This window comes from Gemmobacter aquarius (assembly GCF_003060865.1).
Taxonomy (GTDB): domain Bacteria; phylum Pseudomonadota; class Alphaproteobacteria; order Rhodobacterales; family Rhodobacteraceae; genus Paragemmobacter; species Paragemmobacter aquarius.
This window is the reverse complement of record NZ_CP028918.1, coordinates 3,537,111-3,555,395: the sequence shown is the minus strand read 5'-3', so window position 1 is coordinate 3,555,395 and position 18,285 is coordinate 3,537,111. Positions and strand designations below refer to the sequence as shown.

The following is an 18,285-nucleotide window of genomic DNA, read 5'->3' as shown; positions in this document are numbered from 1 at the left end:
GGTTCAACACAAAACAGGGCCGCGCTGATGCGCGGCCCCGATACGTTCAGACACAGCGGCACCAGCACTTTCCGACCCCCCGACGCCCGGATCGGGCGTCGGGAAATCAAGGCTCCGGCTCGGTTCAGTCGTTACCGCCGTCGTCATCACCGCCATGGTCGTCATCACCACCGTGGTCATCGTCGTCCCCATCATGGTCGTCGTCATCGCCACCGTGGTCGTCGTCATCGCCACCGTGGTCGTCGCCATGGCTGTCGTTGTGGCCACCCTGACCACCTTGGCCACCTTGGCCACCCTGACCACCTTGGCCACCCTGACCACCTTGGCCACCTTGGCCACCTTGGCCACCTTGGCCACCTTGGCCGCCCTGACCACCTTGGCCGCCCTGACTGCCATGGCCCTGATTGCCGGGGGTGTCTACGCCGCCCTGACCGTTGCTATTGCACGAATTGCCGTTGCAATTCGAAGAGTTGCCATTGCCCCCGTGGGTCCCGCCAGTCGGCCCGGTCGGTCCAGTTGGCCCGGTCGGCCCCGTAGGCCCGGTCGGCCCCGTAGGCCCGGTCGGCCCCGTAGGCCCGGTCGGCCCAGTCGGTCCGGTTTCGCCTGTCGGCCCGGTCGGTCCGGTCTCGCCGGTCGGCCCCGTCGGTCCGGTCTCGCCTGTCGGCCCAGTCGGTCCGGTCTCGCCTGTCGGCCCTGTTGGCCCAGTTTCGCCTGTCGGCCCCGTCGGTCCGGTCTCACCAGTCGGCCCGGTCGGCCCGGTCTCGCCTGTCGGCCCCGTCGGTCCGGTCTCGCCTGTCGGCCCAGTCGGTCCGGTCTCGCCGGTCGGCCCCGTCGGTCCGGTCTCGCCTGTCGGTCCCGTCGGTCCGGTCTCGCCTGTCGGCCCCGTCGGTCCGGTCTCGCCTGTCGGCCCAGTCGGTCCGGTCTCGCCGGTCGGCCCCGTCGGTCCGGTCTCGCCTGTCGGCCCAGTCGGTCCGGTCTCACCAGTCGGCCCGGTGGGACCAGTCGGGTCGGTCGGACCCGTCCCGCCATTCGGAGTGCCGCCGCCGCCCCCGTCCGTCGGGTCCGGAATGCTTGCCGTCGGCTGATCGGCGAACAGAAGCGCCACTTCAGGGCAGGTCTCGCTCAGGTATTGCAGGATCTTCGGGAAATCCGAACGGCTCGTGATCTGCGCGATCAGTCGCTTGTTGAGCGGCTGATAGGTGCACAAGTCCGTCGGAACCTTTATCGTCCGGACCTGAGCGTTCGCACTGACCGGCAACACGAACAGGAATCCTGCAGCCATGAATGCGGCGCCAAACCCGCTTATCACTTTTCTTCCGAAATTGTTCTTCTGTCCCATAGTCAACTCCTCGAACATCCAAATGCGGGTACGTCACCCATTAAGATTAATTAATACCAACTAAAGGCTGGCGTCAAATTTTCGCCAGAAAGTTAACGCTCGAATGCCACAATAAAGCCTTAATGCTCGTTAAGGCAGAGTCAGAATGAAAAATACAATTACAGATTGCATAACGTAGCCCGAACAGAACCAATCCAGCCCCATCGCTGCGAATCGGTTGGCTGAAAATCAGCGCCCGTTAACACTCGCCCGCACCGCTTCGCGGCACCTCGGGCTTGCCAGAATGCGATCCGTGCTGTAGTGCATGAATGAACGTTCATTCTCGACGGGAACCCGAATGGCCCAGGCCAACATCTCCGAACCGCCTGTCCAACCCGATCACCGCAGCGTCGAAATCCTCGACGGTGTGCGTCGCGCCTTTTCGGAAAAGGGGTTTGACGGGGCGTCCATGCAAGACCTCGCCCGCTCTTGCGGGATGAGCGTGGGCAACTTCTACCGCTACTTCCCGTCGAAAGCCGCTATCGTCGCCGCCCTGATCCTGCGCGATCTGGCCGAGATGGAGCAATCGTTCCGCGCCATCCTCGCCTCGGACGACCCGCTTTCAGGACTGCGCGCCACCGTCCGCTTTCGCGTCAGCGAAGCGTCCTGCATCGGCGAAGGCCAGCTTTGGGCCGAAATCACCGCAGCCGCCCTGCGAAAAGCCGAAATCAGCGCCGTTACCACCCATATGGAACATGAAATCGTCGGCTACCTGACCGCGATCTTTGCCAAGGTCAAAGGCATCGACCCCGAAGCCGCGCGTGACCGCTATTACCCCCAAGCCATGCTGATCATCATGCTGGTAAAATCCGCCTCGATGCATCCGGCCGAGAATTCCGTGACCCAGACACGTCTGACAGACCTTCTTCTTCGTACAATAGACCGAACCATCGATGACGTTGCAGCCGATGACCTGAAAGGCCGAACCTATGCGTAGCTTTAAGATTTTGCCGCTACTTGCCGCGCTCGCCGCTCCGGTCCATGCCGCCAGCGAACCCGAAGCCACGCCCGCTGCGCTCGCCGCGCTTCCGGCGATCTCGGTTTCCACCGTCGCCCCCCGCACCCTGCGCGACCGCGTCATCGTCTCGGGCCTCGTCGGCGCGGTCGAGGAAGTCCGCATCGCCCCGCTGATCGAGGGTCAGCCAATCGAATCCCTTCTTGCCGATGTGGGCGATACCGTCACCACAGGCCAGACCCTCGCCACCCTGTCGAAAAGCACGCTCGAACTTCAGCGCAGCCAGTTCAACGCCTCGCTCGCCTCGGCCCGCGCCACCATCGCGCAGGCCGAAGCGCAGATGCTCGAAGTCCGCGCCAGCGCCGATGAAGCCCAGCGCGTCAACGAACGCACCGCCGCCCTCGTCAAACAGGGTGCCGCCAGCAAGGCCGCCGCCGATCAGGCCGCCTCCAACGCCATCGCCGCCACCGCCCGCGTCACCGTGGCGACCCAATCGCTCGAAGCCGCCCGCGCGCAGGTCGAACTGGTGCAGGCCCAGCTTGCCAACCTCGACCTCTCGCTCGAACGGACCGATGTGAAATCCCCTGTCGCGGGCACCATCACCCAGCGTAACGCCGTCGTCGGGGCAATCGCCTCGGGCGCGGGCCAGCCGATGTTCACCCTCATCCGAGACGGCGCGCTCGAACTCAACGCCGATGTGTCCGAGGTCGATCTCACCCGCCTCGCCTCAGGCCAAAAGGTTACGATGGTCGCCGTGGGCACCACCAAACCGCTGACCGGCACCATCCGCCTTGTCGAACCCACCATCGACCCCGTCACCCGCCTTGGCCGCGCCCGCATCAGCATCGACCAACCCGACCTTATCCGCGAAGGCATGTTCCTCGACGCCGAAGTGCTGGTGATCGAACGCGAAGGTGCCGCCGTTCCCGTTACCGCCGTCGGTTCCTCGGCCGAAGGGGCGTCAGTCATGGTGGTAAAGGACGGCACCGTGGCCCGCGTCCCGGTCCAAACCGGCATCCGCGACAAGGGCTGGATCGAAATCGTCTCGGGCCTCGAACCCGGCGCCACCATCGTGACCAAGGCAGGCGCCTTCGTCCGCGACGGCGACAAGATCAACCCTGTCCCGTCAGACGCAAACTAAGGGGGCGCCGCGATGAACTTCTCTGCATGGTCGATCCGCAACCCCGTCGCCCCGCTTCTGTTCTTTTTCATGATGCTGGTTCTGGGCTGGCAAAGCTTCAACACCCTGCCGATCACCCGTTTTCCCAACATCGACGTTCCCGTCGTCGCCATCACCGTCGCGCAATCCGGCGCGGCTCCGGCGGAAATGGAAACCCAGGTCACCAAAAAGATCGAAGACGCGGTCGCAGGCATCACCGGCGTCAAGAACATCACCTCGACCGTAACAGACGGCGTCTCGACCACCGCCGTCGAATTCCGCATGGAAGTCCCCACCGACAAGGCCGTGCAAGACACCAAAGACGCAATCGACCGCGTCCGTGGCGACCTGCCGGGCGACATCGACGCCCCCATCGTCAACCGCGTCGATGTCGAAGGTCAGGCGATCATGACTTTCGCCGTCTCGGCCCCGAACATGACGATGGAGGAAGTGTCGTGGTTCGTCGATGATACCATCATCCGCGCGCTTCAGGGCCGCCCCGGCATCGGCCGCGTCGACCGCTACGGCGGGGCCGACCGTGAAATCCGCGTGCTGCTCGATCCGGTCAAGCTCGACAGCCACGGCATCACCGCCGCCGCCGTGAACGCGCAACTGCGCGCCACCAACACCAACCTCGGGGCAGGGCGGTCCGAACTCGGGTCGGGCGAACAGGCCATCCGCACGCTGGGCGACGCTTCGACCGTCGAAAACCTTACCCAGACCACCATCGCGCTGCCCTCGGGCCGCCACGTCCGCCTGTCCGACCTTGGCCAGATCATCGACACCTACGAAGAACTGCGTTCCTTTGCCAAGGTGAACGGCGAACAGGTCGTGACCTTCGCCGTCTTCCGCGCCAAGGGTGCCTCCGAAGTGTCGGTCGCCGAAACCGTCAACGCGAAGCTCGATGAATTGCGCGCCGAAAACCCCGGCGTCACCGTCACGCTTGTCGATGAAACCGTGTTCTACACTTACGGCAACTACGAAGCCGCCCTTCACACCCTGCTCGAAGGCGCGCTTCTCGCCGTTCTCGTCGTGCTCGCCTTCCTGAAAAACTGGCGCGCCACGCTGATCTCGGCGGTCGCCCTGCCGCTTTCGGCGATCCCCACCTTTTACATCATGGATTTGCTGGATTTCTCGCTGAACCTCGTCAGCTTCCTTGCGATCACGCTGGCGACAGGCATCCTCGTCGATGACGCGATCGTCGAGGTGGAAAACATATCCCGCCACATCCGTATGGGCAAAACCCCATACCGCGCCGCCATCGACGCCGCCGACGAAATCGGCCTCGCCGTCATTGCGACCACCTTCACCATCGTGGCCGTCTTCGTCCCCGTGTCCTTCATGCCCGGCATCCCCGGCCAATACTTCCGCCAATTCGGCCTGACAGTCGCAATCGCCGTCCTGTTCTCGCTCTTGGTCGCCCGCCTCATCACCCCGATGATGGCCGCCTATCTGATGCGGACCAAGGACGCGCATGACGACGGCGGCATCGACGGCCCCGTGATGCGCGGCTACCTGCGGGTCGTCAGCACCACCACCTCGGGCCACCTGTGGAAGATCCCCGCCCGCTACCTTACCCTGCTCGGCGCTTTCGTCGTGCTGGCCGTGTCGATCCACTTCATGCTCAAGGTTCCGGGCAGCTTCCTTCCGCCCGAAGATGTCAGCCGTATCCCGATTTCCGTCGAACTCCCCCCCGGTGCCACCCTTGCCGAAACCGACCGCACCACCGAAGCGATGGCCAGCGCCATCCGCTCGATCCCGGGCGTGAACAAGGTCATGGTCGTCGGCGGCTCCTCTCCGACCGGAGACCGCGACATCCGCCGCGCCTCGGTCACCGTGCTGCTCGACCGGCTCGACCACTCGCTGGTACTGAAACTGTCGCAGGTCGCCAACAAGATCCCGCTTCTCGGCGCAATCGTCCCCGATGCCACAAACCATGGCCGCGAAACCCCCCAAAACGTGATCGAGGCGCAGATTTTCGAAAAACTCCACGCCATCCCCGATATCCGCGCCTTCAAGCTGAACGACCGCGGCGAACGTGACCTCTCCTTCTCGATCCTTGCGGAAACCGAAGCCGACCTGAACCTCGCCGTTGCCCGTCTCGAAGCCGCGCTTTCGGGCGACCCGCTCCTCGCCAACGTCGCCTCCGAAGGCGCGCTGCCCCGCCCAGAGGTGCAGATCACGCCCCGCGCCACCGAAGCCGCCCGCCTTGGCGTCACCACGCAGACCATCGCCCAGACCGTGCGCGTCGCTACCATCGGTGACATCGATCAGGCCTTGGCGAAACTCTCCATCGACAACCGCCTGATCCCGGTCCGCGTACGCCTGAACGATGCCAGCCGCGAAGACCTCGCCCGCATCGCCGCCCTGCGCGTGCCCACGGCCACAGGGTCGGTCCCGCTGTCCACCGTGGCCGACATCGTCATCGCCGAAGGCCCCTCGATGGTCGACCGGCTCAACCGCGAACGCCGCGCCACCATCGGCGCGAACCTTCCCGTGGGTGTGGCGCTGGGAACCGCGAGCGACCGCTTCAAGGAACTCGCCGCAAGCGTCGAAATGCCCCCCACCGCCCGGATCGAGGAATCCGGCGATGCCGAGGTTCAGGGCGAACTGATGTCCAGCTTCGGCAATGCCATGATCATGGGCCTGATGCTGGTGCTTACCGTGCTGATCCTGCTTTTCCGCTCGGTCATCCAGCCTTTCACCATCCTCTTCTCGCTCCCCCTCGCCATCGGTGGCGTGGCCGCGGCGCTTATCCTCACCGGATCGGCCCTGTCGATGCCTGTCCTGATCGGTATCCTGATGCTCATGGGCATCGTCACCAAGAACGCGATCCTGCTGATCGATTTCGCCATCGAAATGCGCGCCCAAGGCATGGACCGCTTCCAGTCGGTGATCGAGGCCGGCCACAAACGCGCCCGCCCCATCGTGATGACCTCGATCGCCATGTCGGCAGGCATGCTCCCCTCCGCTCTCGGCGTGGGCGAGGGCGGCTCGTTCCGCGCGCCCATGGCAACGGCCGTGATCGGCGGCATCATCGTCTCGACCGTGCTGTCGCTGATCGTGGTGCCTGCCTTCTTCCTGATCATGGACGACCTGTCGCGCCTCGTCGGCCGCCTGTTCAGCCGCATCCTCGGCCCCAAGGAAAGCGAGCCCGACGAACCCGCCGCATCGGTCCTCGCCGAACGGATCGACGACCTTTCCACCCGCGTCGACGCCCTGTCCGGCAAACGCCCGACGCTGCACGTAGCCGAATGAAGAAAGGGTGGGTGAATCACCCACCCTACAAATCCAGCGCGACACCGTAGGGTGGGTGATCCACCCACCCACTTCCTCAGAAGATACGCCCGCGTAAAACACAGATCGCCTCACACCCATGGCAAAGGCCATCGCCTTGCCACGCGGTGCCCGTCCCGCCATCCGCCGGTGGCCCCGAGGCCACCGGCCAGCGCCCGTCCCGCCCATGGCGGGCGCTTCTCGCCCGCCTGGCCTGGCGCCGGCCTCTGTGGTGACCGAGCCACACCGGCAGGTCGCTACCGTCCCGCGCAGGCGGGGAAACGCGGGTCGCGTTTCCTGTCCCGCCTGACCCCTCGGTCTTAAAACACCAACCCCGACCAGCGCGAAGGCTTCTGCGGCACCCCCGGCATCACACACAGCATCTCGTACAGCAGATTTGCCCCGATCAGAGCCGTATTGCCCGTGGTATCATAGGGCGGCGACACCTCGACCAGATCGCCCCCCACGATGTTCAGCCCCGCACAGCCACGGATGATCTCCAGCGCCTGCCACGTGCTCAGCCCGCCCACTTCGACCGTTCCCGTCCCCGGCGCAAAGGCCGGATCGAGCGAGTCGATGTCATAGGTAATGTAAACCGGCGCATCCCCGATCCGCTCGCGCACCTGCGCCATCAGCCCGGCCAGCGACTTGCCCCAGCACTCCTCGGCCTGCACCACGGTCCAGCCCTTGTCCCGCGCCCAGTCGAAATCGTCGGGCGAATACCCCGTCCCGCGCAAGCCAATCTGGAACACCTTGTCGTTTATCAGGCAGCCATCCTCCCACGCCCGCCGGAACGGGCAGCCATGCGCCACCGTCTCGCCGAACATGGTGTCGTTGATGTCGGCATGGGCATCGATATGGATCAGCGCCACGGGTCCGTGCTTTTCCTTCATCGCCCGCAAGATCGGCCATGTCAGCGTATGGTCGCCCCCCAGCGTCAGGGGCTTGGCCCCATGCGCCAGCACGCCCCGGTAATGCGCGGTGATGATATCGACCGTCTTTTTCAGATCGAAGGTGTTGACCGGCACATCGCCAATATCCGCAACCTGCAAATGCTCGAACGGAGCCGCCCCCGTCGCCATGTTGAACGGCCGCAGCATCCGGCTTTCGTCCCTTATCTGCCGCGGCCCCAACCGCGTGCCCGACCGGTTCGACGTGCCATGATCCATCGGCACCCCGATGAACGCCACATCCAGACCCGCCGCCGTTTCGGCCGCAGGCAGGCGCATCATCGTCGCCGGTCCGCCGAAACGCGGCATGTCGTTCCCGCCCAAAGGTTGATTGAATACGCTCATGCCTCTTTCCCCTTCAGCCAATTCCCGATGATCTCGCGATGCCGCTCGCGCCCGTAGCTTGCGAAATGCCCGCCATGCACCACCCGCACCGGCAGATCATACAACCTTACCATGCTCCGGTGATAATCCGCCGCGTCGGAATGATAGGTGTCCTCGATCAGCGGCCCGTCATAGACGATATCGCCCGAAAACAGCACCCCCGTCGCGGCCTCCCACAGCGCGATCCCGCCGGGCGAATGTCCCGGCGTATGGATCACCTCGAACCGCCGGTCCCCCAGATCAACCGCGTCGCCGTCCCACAACAACCGCGTCGCAGGCGCTGCCTTCACCGCATAGGTCGCCGACAGATAGGGCGCAGGCGGCAAAGCGGTGAAAATCTCGTCCGTCACATAGGGGTCGGCCAGCGTCGCCACCCGCGTGGGGCTTCGCATCATCTCGGCCTCGGCCCCATGGCACGACCGGCACGGAAACTCATGGTGACACCCGATATGGTCAAAATGCGTATGGCTCGCCACCGCTTCCAAGGGCCGCTCCGTCACCAGCGGCACCCACTCGCGCAAGCTGACAACCCCCATCCCGCTATCGACCAGCATGTCGCCATCGCGCCCGCGCACATGCCATACATTGCAGCGGTAGAATTCATGGATATGCGGCTCGTCGATCCATGTGACCCCGTCCCCGACTGTCCGCACCCGCCACCAATCCGCCGCCCGCATCCGCTCCATCACAGCACCACCCAAGCCGAAGCACCCAGATCGAGCACTGCCCCCGCGTCCACCACCGCGCCCGGCGGCAGATGCACCGTCAGCACCATATTGGGTGCCGCCACAGGCGAAACCTGCGCCCGCACGTAAGAACCGAAAAATCCCGTATCCTGAACACGGCACGGCCCCAACCGCAGCGCGCCCTCTGCCGAAATCGCCTCGGGCCGGATGCACAGCACCCCATCCGGAACCGCCAGCTTCCCCATGGCCGACACCCCGCCCTTCACCTCGATCCGGTTCACCTCGCCCATGAACCCCGCCGAAAACAAAGACTTAGGCCGCAGGTAAACCTCCCTCGGCGCCCCCACATCCTCGATCTTGCCGCCATTCATCACCACGATCCGGTCGGCAATCGACATCGCCTCTTCCTGATCATGCGTCACATGCACAAACGTCGTACCCACCCGCCGCTGGATCGCCTTCAACTCGTCCTGCATCGCGCGGCGCAGCTTCAGGTCCAGCGCCCCGAGCGGCTCATCCAGCAACAAAACGTCCGGCGAGACCGCCAGCGCCCGCGCCAGCGCCACCCGCTGCCGCTGCCCGCCGCTCAACTCATGCGGCCGCCGCTTGCCGCGCCCCTCCAGCCCCACCAGCGCCAGCATCTCCGCCGCCCGCGCCACCCGTTCCGCCTTGCCAACGCCCCGCATCCGCAAGCCGAACCCCACGTTATCGGCGAGGCTCATATGCGGAAACAGCGCGTAATCCTGAAACACCGTCGTCGTCGGCCGCTCTTTGGGCGAAACCCCCGCCATATCACGCCCGCCGATCAGAACCTGCCCCGCCGAAGGCTCGGCAAACCCCCCGATCAGGTTCAGAAGCGTGGTCTTCCCGCAGCCCGAAGGCCCCAGCAGCACCACGAACTCCCCCGCCGAAATCTCCAACGATACATCGTCCAAAGCCAGCGCCGCGCCATAGCGTTGCGAAACCCCGCGCACCGAAACATCCGCAGTCATTTCGCCCTCCTGAACACCAGCAGCTCCAACGCCACAACCAGCGTGACCGACACCAGAAACACCAACGACCCCACCGCATTGGTCGCAGGCGAAAGCCCCGACCGCAGCATCGACCAGATCTCGACAGGCAACGTCACATCGAACCGCGTCAGCAAAAACGCGATGATGAATTCGTCCCAACTGAACGTGACCGACAGAAAGAACGCCGCCGCCAGGGGCGCCGCCAGCATCGGCGCCGACACATGCAGCAAAACCTGCCACTCGGCCGCCCCCAGATCACGCGCCGCCCGCTCGGCGCTGCGCTGCTGGTCGCCCATCGCCGCAAAACAGATCGCAAAGCACAAGGGCAGGTTGATCACCACATGCCCCGCACCCACAGTCCAAAGCGACAGCTTCACCCCGGCCGCCCCGAACATCGTCAGCAATCCCAGCGCGATGATCAGATAACTCACCGTCATCGGCGCGATCAGCACCCCCCGCATCAGCACCGATCCGGGCAACCGCACCCGCGCCAACGCATGCGCCGCCAGAAAGCCAAGCACCAAGGCGATCACCGAAGACACCACCGCCACCAGCAGCGAATTGCCAAGCGCCTCCATCAGGTCACGGTCGCCCAGCACCTTTTCATACCAGCGCAAGCTGAACCCCTGAAACGGCGGCACCGGCAAGCGCCCGTCCTGAAACGAAAACGCGACCAGCACCGCCACCGGCAGAAAGATGAACACATAGGCAAGCGCCATATAAAGCCAGCCAAGCGCCCTCATACCCGGTCCAGCCTCAACCATTTGGCCGACAGGAAATAAGCCAGCGTCACCACCCCCATCAGCACCACCGAAAGCGCACTCGCCAGCGGGAAATTCCCGCTCCGCCCCATTTGCAACATGATCAGCTGCGGCAGCGTCAATTCCGTATTCCCGCCCAGTATCTGCGGCGTGATGTAATCCCCGATGCACAGCACGAACGTCAAAAACGCCCCCGTCACCACCCCCGGCAGGGTCAACGGCAACACCACATGCCGGAACGTCTGCCACTTCGACGCCCCCAGATCCTGCGCCGCCCGCATATAGTTCGGCGAAAGCTGGATCAGGTTGGCGTAAATCGTCAGCGTCAGCAGCATGACGAAGAAATGCACAAACCCGATCACCGTCGCCATCCGCGTGGAAGCAATTTCCAGCGGCTCCGCAATCACCCCCAACCCCAGCAGCGCCCTGTTCACCACCCCGTTCTGCCCCAGCACCAGCAGCCACGAATAGGACCGCACCACGTAACTCGTCCAGAACGGCAACACCGCCATCAGCAGCGCCAACCGCTGCCACCGCACAGGCACCCGAAACGCGATGATCGCCGCCAAAGGATAGGCCAGCACCACCGAAACCACCGTTACGATCACGGTAATCTCAAGGCTGTTCAGCAAAGCCTTTACCATCGTCCAATCGGTGAACGCGCGGACATAATTCCCCGCATCCACCCCGTAAACGACCGCCCGCCCCTCCATATGCGCCAGCGACAGCACCACCATCGCCGCAAACGGCAGCACGAAAAACGCCCCCGTCCACACAAGGGCCGGGGTCACCAGACCCCAGCCCAAGCGCCGCTCTTTCGCTTCCAAAGTCACTGGTTCAGCATCTCGGTCCACATGTCCTGCATCGCGGTATCGGTCGCGGCGTCCGGAATCGGATACAACTGCGCCCGCTTCAGGAACTCGGGCTGTTCATCCCAGCGCAGCACCGCCTTCTGTTCCGCCGTCAGCCCGTCACCCGCCTTGGCGTTCGCGGGCATCCCCCAATAGCACGACGCCGTCGCCAACCGCGCCTGCCCCTCGGGCGACACGATATACTTCACGAACTCCAGCGCGAGGTCCGGCTGAGTCGTCCCGGCCACCACGCCGATCGACTGCGCCCAGCGCAAACCGCCCTGCTTCGGGATCGTCCAGTCAAGGTTCGGGTTGTCCGCCGCCAGCACCGCCGTCAGCCATTCGCCGCCACCGACGACGATATCCACCTCGCCCGTCGCCAGCGCCGTCTGCGCGCTCACAACATCCGACACCTGCTTGGCACTTGCCCGCAGCTTCATCAGCGGTTCTTTCAGACTTGGCAGCGTATCGGCGTTGATATCCGCCGTATTCACCCCCTGCCCAAGCGCGACAAGCCCCAGCACCGGCAGGTAATAGTCGTAAATCCCGATCCGCCCGTCATACTTGCCGCCCGTCAACAGGGCCATGTCCTGCATGTCGGCGGGGTCGACCTTGGTCTTGTCATAGGAAATCGTGTTGTAGCCGAACTTTTCCGTCACGGCATAGGTCTTGCCGCCCACGGTGTTGTTCTCGGCCATCACCAGCTCGGGGAAAAAGTCGCCCGTCGGCAGCGCATCGGCGGGTATCTCGGCCAGCTTTCCAGCCTCGACCGCGCGGCCCACATCCACCGCGTCGATCACCATCACGTCCCAGTCACCCGGCGCGCTCTGGTCCAGAATGGCCAGCCCCGCCGCTGTGCCCTCGTATTCCTTCACATTCACCTTCACCCCGAACTTTTCCTCGAACGGGGCCACCAGCTCGGGGTCGGTGTGGTCGCACCATACCAGCGCATTCAGCTCTTGCGCGAACGAAGGCGTCGCCAGCGCCAAAAGCCCAAGCGCGGTCAAGGGAAGTCTCACGGTCAAAGCCATATCTCTCTCCATGTCGGGTTGCAGCCTTGCGCTCTTTTCGGCGCGATCAGAAAATAATTGAGTTCGTTCATTTTTGAAGTCAATGTCAAAACCAGTGCAAGTATCAGAATGCCCTAAAATGACCGGACTTCGCGAACGACAGAAAGCCAACCGCACACGGCGCATCCTCGAAGCCGCGGCCCAGCTTTTCCGCGAAGCAGGCTACGGCGCGATCCGCATAGACGATATCGCCCGCGTGGCCGAAGTGTCGGTCGGCACCTTCTACAATTACTTCGAAACCAAGGGCGATCTGCTGCTCGCCATAGTGGTGATGGAGGTGCAAGAGGTGCTCGATTCAGGCACCGCAATCGTGGCCGATCCGCCCCCGACAGTGGCCGAAGCCCTGTCCCGCCTGATCGGCAGCTACTACGACCACTCGCTTTACTACCTGTCGAAAGAGATGTGGCGCACCGCCATGGCTATCACCATCGAGGCCCCCGCCACCCCGTTTTCCGACCGCTTCACCGAACTCGACCGCCGGCTTGCCGAACAGGTCTGCGCCCTCATCACCGAATTGCAGGCCCGCAGCATCGCCCGCCCCGACATCGACCCCCGCGCCATGGGCGAGGTGATCTTCAACAACCTCAACATGATGTTCATCGAATTCGTCAAGAACGACCCGATGACCCTCGCCGCGCTCAACGCGCATGTCGCGCGTCAAAACGCGCCACTTGCCGCGATGCTGACGCGCTGACTTTACGCCTATCCGTTTTCTGCTATCCCTGTCGCAACGCGAAGGGGCCAAGCCGATGCTGCACGCCTATACAGAATCCGGCGGCACGCTCAGCCGCATGCCCGACGGCGCAGACCTCGCTCAGGCGGTCTGGATCGACGCGCTGCGCCCCACCCTCGCCGAGGCTCAGGCCGTCGCGGCGCTGGGCATCGACGTGCCCAGCCTCGAGGATATGGAAGAGATCGAGATCTCCAACCGCCTCTACCGCGAAGGCCCGCTCGACTACATCACCGTCGTGCTTCCCGGCCATTCCACCGCCAACGAGCCGATCTCCGGCCCCGTCAGTTTCATCCTGTCGCACGACCGCCTCGTGACCGTGCGCCACCACCGCGCCCGCCCGTTCGAAACCTACCCCAACCGCGCCGACAAAACCGGCCCCGGCTGCGGCAGCGCCCATGCGATTTTCCTGTCGCTGATCGAAGAGATCACCGGCCGCATCGCCGACCTTCTCGAATCCGTCGGTCGCAACCTCGACCAGCTTGGCCGCACCATCCACGAACCGCAGCACCGGCAAAAGTCGCAAGACCGGCTCGAGGTCGCGCTGCGCCGCCTTGGTCGCGAAGGCCACCTGATCGGCATCCTGCGCCTGTCTCTGCTGACGCTCGACCGCGCCATCGGCTTTTATGACCAGTCCGACCGCAAAGCCGACAAGCGGCTCGAACCGGCGCTGAAAGCCCTGCGCCGCGACATCAACGCGCTTGAGGTGCATACCGATTTCCTGTCATCCCGCGTGGCGCAGGCCACCGACCTGACGCTTGGCATGATCAACCTCGCCCAGAACGCCACTTTCCGCCTGCTCTCGGTGGTGACCATCCTGTTCTCGCCGCCGCTGCTCATCGCCGCAATCTACGGCATGAACTTCCGCGTCATGCCCGAACTGCAATGGGCCTTCGGCTACCCCGCCGCCCTGATCGCCATGGTCGTCTCGCCGATCGTGGTATGGCTTTGTATCCGCTGGAAGAACTGGCTTTAGCGCTTTACCAGCCGCACCATAAAGAACCCGTCCATCCCGCCACGGTCCGCCCAATGATCGGGTCGCAGGCGCAAACCGCCCGTTTCCGTCCACCACTCCGGCGCGACGCCGGCAATCTCCAACCGCTCGACCCGCAGCCCCGCGTGCCGCTCCAGCGCCGCCGCCAACTGCCCTTCGCCCTCTTCCGGCAAAAGCGAGCAGGTGCAAAACACCACCCGCCCCCCGCTTTTCACAAAGCCAAGCGCACGGTCCAGCATCGCCGCCTGAAGCGCCACCAATTCGGGCAATTCCGACCCGTCCTTGATGAAGGGCAGATCAGGATGCCGCCGGATCGTCCCCGTCGCCGAACAGGGCGCATCCAGCAACACCGCGTCGAACGGCGCATCCGGCGTCCATTGCAGCGCATCGGCCACCACCAGTTCAGCCGCCAATCCCGTCCGCGCCAGATTTTCCGCAACCCGCCCCATGCGCGGCCCCGAAATATCGACCGCCGTCACCGCAGCACCGCTTGCGGCAAGCTGCATCGTCTTGCCCCCCGGCGCCGCGCACAAATCAAGCACCCGCTCACCCGCGACAGGTGCCAGCATCCGCACCGCCAGCGCCGCCGCCGCGTCCTGCACCCACCAGCCGCCCGTGGCAAACCCCGGCAAAGCCGAAACCTGCCCCGCATCCGCCAGCCGCAAAGACCCCGTCGGCAGCACTTCGCCCTCGGGCGCCTCACCCCCCGCCCGCAAGCTCAGGTCCAGCGGCGGAACCCCCGCCTGCACCGCCTCGATCGCCGCCACCGCGTCACGCCCATAGGCATGCACCAGCGGCTGGCGCAGCCAGCGCGGCATCTTCTGCACCGGCAACCCGTCGAACACTGCTTCCGGCACCTGCCGCAGCACGGCATTGACCAGCCCCGCCATATGCCCCGTCCGCTTGCCGCGCCGCACGATCTCGACCGCCGCGTTCACCACGCCATGCGCGGCCCCGCCCATCGCCAATTCCGTCACCGCCAGCCGCAACGCATTCTTCACCTCGCGTGGCGGAGATTTCCGCAAATGCGGCTCCAGCACACGGTCGCATTGCTCGATATGCCGCAGCGTCGCCAGCGCCAACCGCTGCGCCCGCGCCTTGTCCGAAGGCGTCAGCCCCGCCAGCGGCCCCTGCGCGTCAGCCACCGCCTCGGCCATCGATTGCCCCTCGGAAAGCACTGCCCCCAACAGGCCAACCGCCGCCGCCCGCGCTGCCAAACCTTCTGCCGCCATGACCGCACCCTTGTTGATCTGACAAAGGGGCGTATATCAAAGGGGCAAGAACCGGAACCGTTAATGATGACCGAACAGACCGATCTCCCCCCCGCAGCCCTCCGCGCCTTGGCCGAGGCCGAAGAGCGCCGCAAAGCAGCCAAGGCCGAACCCCTGCCCAAAGAACTCGGCGGCCGCGACGGCCCCGAACCCGTCCGCTACGGCGACTGGGAGAAAAAGGGAATTGCGATAGACTTCTAGCGCAGGCTGAACGAAGCCGACTCGCCCCGCCCCTGATCGACCGTAAAGCGCACATTGCCGCCTTCCGCTTCGACCAACTGGCAATTCATCGGGATCGGATAGCCCGACCAATCCATCTCGCGGCAGAAATAGCCGTCACGCCATTCCCAAGTGCCGGTCACATCCCAGCCCAGCGCATTGCCGCGTATCTCGCCATCCGGCTCGACCACCAGCGAAATGCCCAGCGGCCACATCCGCAATTCCTTGCCCGCCACCGCGCCCAGAAACGCGTCACGGTCGCTGATGCGCGAATAGCCCTCGGCAAGGGCGGCATCCGTCAGGCCGACACTGGCAACAAGGGCAAGGAAAGCGGATTTCATGGCACACCTCTGGATCAGCCAGTTATACGCCGCCCGCCCCGATCCGGATCACTTCGCGTCAAGCCGCTCTAGCAGCGCCGCATGCAGCCCCGCACTTGCCGCGATCAGCCCGTTCGCCCGCGGGTCAGGCCTGTTAAAGCGCAACCGCTCACCCTTGGAATCGGTCACAGTGGCCCCCGCACGGTCGCAAATCAGCGCACCCGCGGCAATATCCCACTCCCAGCCTTGGCGGAACGACAGCATCCCGTCAAACCGCCCCTCGGCCACCAGCGCCAAACGGTAAGCAACCGACGCGCGGAATGACCGTTTCACCTCTGGCACGCCTCCCGGCCAGTGCTGCGCGGTCATGTTCGTGGCCGGTGTCAGTATCGTCGCCCCCGCGATCCCCGCAATCGTGCTGGCGGCAATCACCTGACCGTTCAGCGTGGCCGGACCATCCGCCGTTGCTGCAAACAGCGCATCCTTCGCGGGTAGATAGACCACCCCCGCAACCACCTCGCCCCCCCGCGTCACCGCCAGCGCATGGCTGAAACTGTCCTCGCCGGCGATGAACGCCCGCGTACCGTCGATCGGGTCAAGGATGAACTGGCACTCGGTTTCCAGCCGCGCCCCGTCGTCCGGCGTTTCCTCCGACAGCCAACCATAAGCGGGCCTCGCCGCCCGTAACTGGCTTTGCAGCGCATCGTTCACCGCGATGTCGGCCTCGGTCACCGGTCCCTCGTCGCCCTTTTCCCATTGCTTGGGGTTGCGCTTCCAATAGCGCAACGCGATCTTCCCCGCGACCCGCGCGGCGTCGATCAAAAGCGCCAGATCGTCAGCTTCCCGCAAGCGTCATACCGTCGATCAGGCACGAAGGCACGCGCGTCGAAAGATGGTCACGCGCGTCATTCGCAGGCACCAGCCGCAGCAGCATGTCGCGCAGGTTTCCGGCAATGGTGCATTCGTTGACAGGATGGGTAATCACCCCGTTTTGCACCCAGAACCCCGCCGCCCCGCGCGAATAATCGCCCGTGGTCGGGTTGATCGTCGATCCGATCATCGACGTGACATAAAGCCCCGTCCCCATGTCGCGCAGCATATCCGACAGGCTGGCACTGCCAAGCGTAAGATCGATGTTGGAAGTCGAAGGCGACGGCGGCGAAGATGTCCCCCGCGTCGCATTCGCCGTGCTCTGCATCCCCAGCTTGCGCGCGGTGCCAAGGTCAAGCGTCCAGCCCGTCAATATCCCGTTTTCCACCAGCGCCCGCCGCGCGGTGGGCAGGCCCTCGGCATCGAACGGGCGCGACCCGCCGATCCGCGCGCGATGCGGGTCTTCGATCACCGACAGGCCCGCAGGCAGCACCTGCTGGCCCAAGGCATCGCGCAACCACGAAGCGCCCCGCGCAATCGCCGCCCCGTTGATCGCCGAAAGCAAATGCCCGATCAGTGACGCCGCAACCCGCTCGTCAAACAGCACGGGATAGGTGCCGGTCTTGGGCTTGGTCGCCCCCGCCCGCGCCAAGGCACGGTCTGCCGCCAATTCGCCAATCCCCTTCGCGGCAGGCAAATCCGCCTGATAGGTGCGCGATTCCCCCGACCAGTCGCGCTCCATATTGGTGCCCGAACCGGTAAAGGCCACCGCCGAAAGTGACCGCGACGTGCGCGCATAGCCCCCCGAAAACCCGTTCGTCGCCGCGATATGGATCGCCCGCGCCGAATACCCCGCCGAGCTTTCCACTTGCGTAATCCCGCTGCGCGACAGCGCCGCCGCCTCGACCTCGCGGCAATCCTGCTCCAGCGCCGCCGCCGAAGGCTCGTCTGCGGGGTCGCTCAGGTCAAAGGCGGCAATATCCCAGCCCCGCGCCAGTTGCGACGCCTCGGCCAGCCCCACGGTTGGATCGTCCGGTGCTTCACGCGCCATCGCCACGGCGCGTTCCGCCAAAGCCTCGATCGTGCGGTCCGACAGGTCCGACGCCGAAACGCAGGCCTGCCGCCCGCCCATCAGCACGCGCAACCCGATCTCGGTCGCCTCGGCCCGTTCGGCCTGCTCCAGCTTGCCCACCCGCAGGTCGATGGACAGCGAAGCCCCCGTCACCGCCATCGCATCGGCGGCCTCGGCCCCCGCCTTGCGTGCGGCGTCAAGCAGGCGAGAGGTAAGCGTTTCAAGCGAAGCGGTCATGGTCATGTCCTGTAATCTGCCCGATGCAGGTAGTCCGCCAGTCGTGCCGCTGCAAGCGTGCGGCTTAAATGAAACGGCCCCCGCAATCC

The 18,285-nt window shown here is 64.9% G+C and carries 17 protein-coding genes; 6 read left to right on the top strand and 11 right to left on the bottom strand.

The genetic code is table 11. From position 1 onward, the window contains the following. Positions 1–3: 3 nt before the first annotated feature. Positions 4–396: a hypothetical protein gene (locus HYN69_RS21250; protein ID WP_216824624.1), complete on the bottom strand. Its 393-nt coding sequence runs from the start codon at positions 394–396 to the stop codon at positions 4–6. A gap of 1,247 nt (positions 397–1,643) precedes the next feature. Here HYN69_RS21250 and HYN69_RS17200 point away from each other — a divergent pair. The 3 genes from HYN69_RS17200 to HYN69_RS17190 are packed head-to-tail and all read left to right on the top strand — an operon-like array spanning position 1,644 to position 6,750. Further along, complete coding sequence (locus HYN69_RS17200; protein ID WP_108436820.1) at positions 1,644–2,315, top strand: TetR/AcrR family transcriptional regulator; 672 nt, start codon at positions 1,644–1,646, stop codon at positions 2,313–2,315. Next, positions 2,308–3,474, top strand: coding sequence for an efflux RND transporter periplasmic adaptor subunit (locus HYN69_RS17195; RefSeq protein ID WP_108436819.1), 1,167 nt, complete (start codon positions 2,308–2,310; stop codon positions 3,472–3,474). The genes HYN69_RS17200 and HYN69_RS17195 overlap by 8 nt, the downstream gene beginning before the upstream one ends. A 12-nt stretch (positions 3,475–3,486) precedes the next feature. Further along, on the top strand, positions 3,487–6,750 hold the full coding sequence (locus tag HYN69_RS17190; RefSeq protein WP_108436818.1) for an efflux RND transporter permease subunit: 3,264 nt from the start codon (positions 3,487–3,489) through the stop codon (positions 6,748–6,750). A gap of 338 nt (positions 6,751–7,088) precedes the next feature. On the opposite strand, the gene speB is transcribed toward HYN69_RS17190, so the two are convergent. The 6 genes from speB to HYN69_RS17160 are packed head-to-tail and all read right to left on the bottom strand — an operon-like array spanning position 7,089 to position 12,444. Beyond that, positions 7,089–8,063: an agmatinase gene (speB, locus tag HYN69_RS17185; RefSeq protein ID WP_108436817.1), complete on the bottom strand. Its 975-nt coding sequence runs from the start codon at positions 8,061–8,063 to the stop codon at positions 7,089–7,091. Next, positions 8,060–8,788 (bottom strand): MBL fold metallo-hydrolase, encoded by a 729-nt coding sequence (locus tag HYN69_RS17180; RefSeq protein WP_108436816.1) that lies wholly within the window; start codon positions 8,786–8,788, stop codon positions 8,060–8,062. The genes speB and HYN69_RS17180 overlap by 4 nt, the downstream gene beginning before the upstream one ends. Continuing rightward, on the bottom strand, positions 8,788–9,780 hold the full coding sequence (locus tag HYN69_RS21975; RefSeq protein ID WP_108436815.1) for an ABC transporter ATP-binding protein: 993 nt from the start codon (positions 9,778–9,780) through the stop codon (positions 8,788–8,790). The genes HYN69_RS17180 and HYN69_RS21975 overlap by 1 nt, the downstream gene beginning before the upstream one ends. After that, on the bottom strand, positions 9,777–10,544 hold the full coding sequence (locus HYN69_RS17170; RefSeq protein WP_108436814.1) for an ABC transporter permease: 768 nt from the start codon (positions 10,542–10,544) through the stop codon (positions 9,777–9,779). The genes HYN69_RS21975 and HYN69_RS17170 overlap by 4 nt, the downstream gene beginning before the upstream one ends. Continuing rightward, the gene (locus tag HYN69_RS17165) at positions 10,541–11,353 is read right to left on the bottom strand and encodes an ABC transporter permease (protein ID WP_230426450.1); all 813 of its coding nucleotides are present in this window, start codon (positions 11,351–11,353) and stop codon (positions 10,541–10,543) included. The genes HYN69_RS17170 and HYN69_RS17165 overlap by 4 nt, the downstream gene beginning before the upstream one ends. 38 nt (positions 11,354–11,391) lie before the next feature. Next, on the bottom strand, positions 11,392–12,444 hold the full coding sequence (locus HYN69_RS17160) for a polyamine ABC transporter substrate-binding protein (protein WP_174213637.1): 1,053 nt from the start codon (positions 12,442–12,444) through the stop codon (positions 11,392–11,394). A 118-nt stretch (positions 12,445–12,562) separates the two neighbouring features. Between HYN69_RS17160 and HYN69_RS17155 the strand changes: the two genes are divergently transcribed. Together HYN69_RS17155 and HYN69_RS17150 are read left to right on the top strand one after the other, a co-directional pair. Further along, positions 12,563–13,177 carry a TetR/AcrR family transcriptional regulator gene (locus HYN69_RS17155; protein ID WP_108436811.1) on the top strand — a complete coding sequence of 205 codons (615 nt, stop codon included), beginning with the start codon at positions 12,563–12,565 and terminating at the stop codon, positions 13,175–13,177. A 55-nt stretch (positions 13,178–13,232) separates the two neighbouring features. Further along, a complete protein-coding gene (locus tag HYN69_RS17150) occupies positions 13,233–14,189 on the top strand; it encodes a magnesium transporter CorA family protein (RefSeq protein ID WP_108436810.1) in 957 nt (318 codons plus the stop codon). On the opposite strand, the gene HYN69_RS17145 is transcribed toward HYN69_RS17150, so the two are convergent. Further along, a complete protein-coding gene (locus HYN69_RS17145) occupies positions 14,186–15,439 on the bottom strand; it encodes an RsmB/NOP family class I SAM-dependent RNA methyltransferase (RefSeq protein ID WP_108436809.1) in 1,254 nt (417 codons plus the stop codon). The genes HYN69_RS17150 and HYN69_RS17145 overlap by 4 nt on opposite strands. A gap of 66 nt (positions 15,440–15,505) precedes the next feature. Here HYN69_RS17145 and HYN69_RS17140 point away from each other — a divergent pair, with 66 nt between their 5' ends. Then, positions 15,506–15,679, top strand: coding sequence for a DUF1674 domain-containing protein (locus tag HYN69_RS17140; protein ID WP_108437289.1), 174 nt, complete (start codon positions 15,506–15,508; stop codon positions 15,677–15,679). On the opposite strand, the gene HYN69_RS17135 is transcribed toward HYN69_RS17140, so the two are convergent. The 3 genes from HYN69_RS17135 to HYN69_RS17125 are packed head-to-tail and all read right to left on the bottom strand — an operon-like array spanning position 15,676 to position 18,196. After that, positions 15,676–16,038 carry a dihydrodipicolinate reductase gene (locus HYN69_RS17135; RefSeq protein ID WP_108436808.1) on the bottom strand — a complete coding sequence of 121 codons (363 nt, stop codon included), beginning with the start codon at positions 16,036–16,038 and terminating at the stop codon, positions 15,676–15,678. The two genes, HYN69_RS17140 and HYN69_RS17135, sit on opposite strands and share 4 nt — an antisense overlap. Positions 16,039–16,086: 48 nt before the next feature. Then, positions 16,087–16,866, bottom strand: a complete 780-nt coding sequence (locus tag HYN69_RS17130) for a 3'(2'),5'-bisphosphate nucleotidase CysQ (RefSeq protein WP_108436807.1) — start codon at positions 16,864–16,866, stop codon at positions 16,087–16,089. Further along, entirely contained in the window at positions 16,853–18,196 is a 1,344-nt protein-coding gene (locus tag HYN69_RS17125) for a TldD/PmbA family protein (protein ID WP_108437288.1), read from the bottom strand. The genes HYN69_RS17130 and HYN69_RS17125 overlap by 14 nt, the downstream gene beginning before the upstream one ends. Positions 18,197–18,285 lie beyond the last annotated feature (89 nt).

Excerpts from the sequence above, each read along its gene's own strand:
- HYN69_RS21250 (WP_216824624.1), bottom strand. The coding sequence starts at position 396 with ATGGCAGTCAGGGCGGCCAAGGTGGTCAGGGCGGCCAAGGTGGCCAAG.
- HYN69_RS17200 (WP_108436820.1), top strand. The coding sequence starts at position 1,644 with ATGAATGAACGTTCATTCTCGACGGGAACCCGAATGGCCCAGGCCAAC.
- HYN69_RS17195 (WP_108436819.1), top strand. The coding sequence starts at position 2,308 with ATGCGTAGCTTTAAGATTTTGCCGCTACTTGCCGCGCTCGCCGCTCCG.
- HYN69_RS17190 (WP_108436818.1), top strand. The coding sequence starts at position 3,487 with ATGAACTTCTCTGCATGGTCGATCCGCAACCCCGTCGCCCCGCTTCTG.
- speB (WP_108436817.1), bottom strand. The coding sequence starts at position 8,063 with ATGAGCGTATTCAATCAACCTTTGGGCGGGAACGACATGCCGCGTTTC.
- HYN69_RS17180 (WP_108436816.1), bottom strand. The coding sequence starts at position 8,788 with ATGGAGCGGATGCGGGCGGCGGATTGGTGGCGGGTGCGGACAGTCGGG.
- HYN69_RS21975 (WP_108436815.1), bottom strand. The coding sequence starts at position 9,780 with ATGACTGCGGATGTTTCGGTGCGCGGGGTTTCGCAACGCTATGGCGCG.
- HYN69_RS17170 (WP_108436814.1), bottom strand. The coding sequence starts at position 10,544 with ATGAGGGCGCTTGGCTGGCTTTATATGGCGCTTGCCTATGTGTTCATC.
- HYN69_RS17160 (WP_174213637.1), bottom strand. The coding sequence starts at position 12,444 with ATGGCTTTGACCGTGAGACTTCCCTTGACCGCGCTTGGGCTTTTGGCG.
- HYN69_RS17155 (WP_108436811.1), top strand. The coding sequence starts at position 12,563 with ATGACCGGACTTCGCGAACGACAGAAAGCCAACCGCACACGGCGCATC.
- HYN69_RS17150 (WP_108436810.1), top strand. The coding sequence starts at position 13,233 with ATGCTGCACGCCTATACAGAATCCGGCGGCACGCTCAGCCGCATGCCC.
- HYN69_RS17145 (WP_108436809.1), bottom strand. The coding sequence starts at position 15,439 with ATGGCGGCAGAAGGTTTGGCAGCGCGGGCGGCGGCGGTTGGCCTGTTG.
- HYN69_RS17140 (WP_108437289.1), top strand. The coding sequence starts at position 15,506 with ATGACCGAACAGACCGATCTCCCCCCCGCAGCCCTCCGCGCCTTGGCC.
- HYN69_RS17135 (WP_108436808.1), bottom strand. The coding sequence starts at position 16,038 with ATGAAATCCGCTTTCCTTGCCCTTGTTGCCAGTGTCGGCCTGACGGAT.
- HYN69_RS17125 (WP_108437288.1), bottom strand. The coding sequence starts at position 18,196 with ATGACCGCTTCGCTTGAAACGCTTACCTCTCGCCTGCTTGACGCCGCA.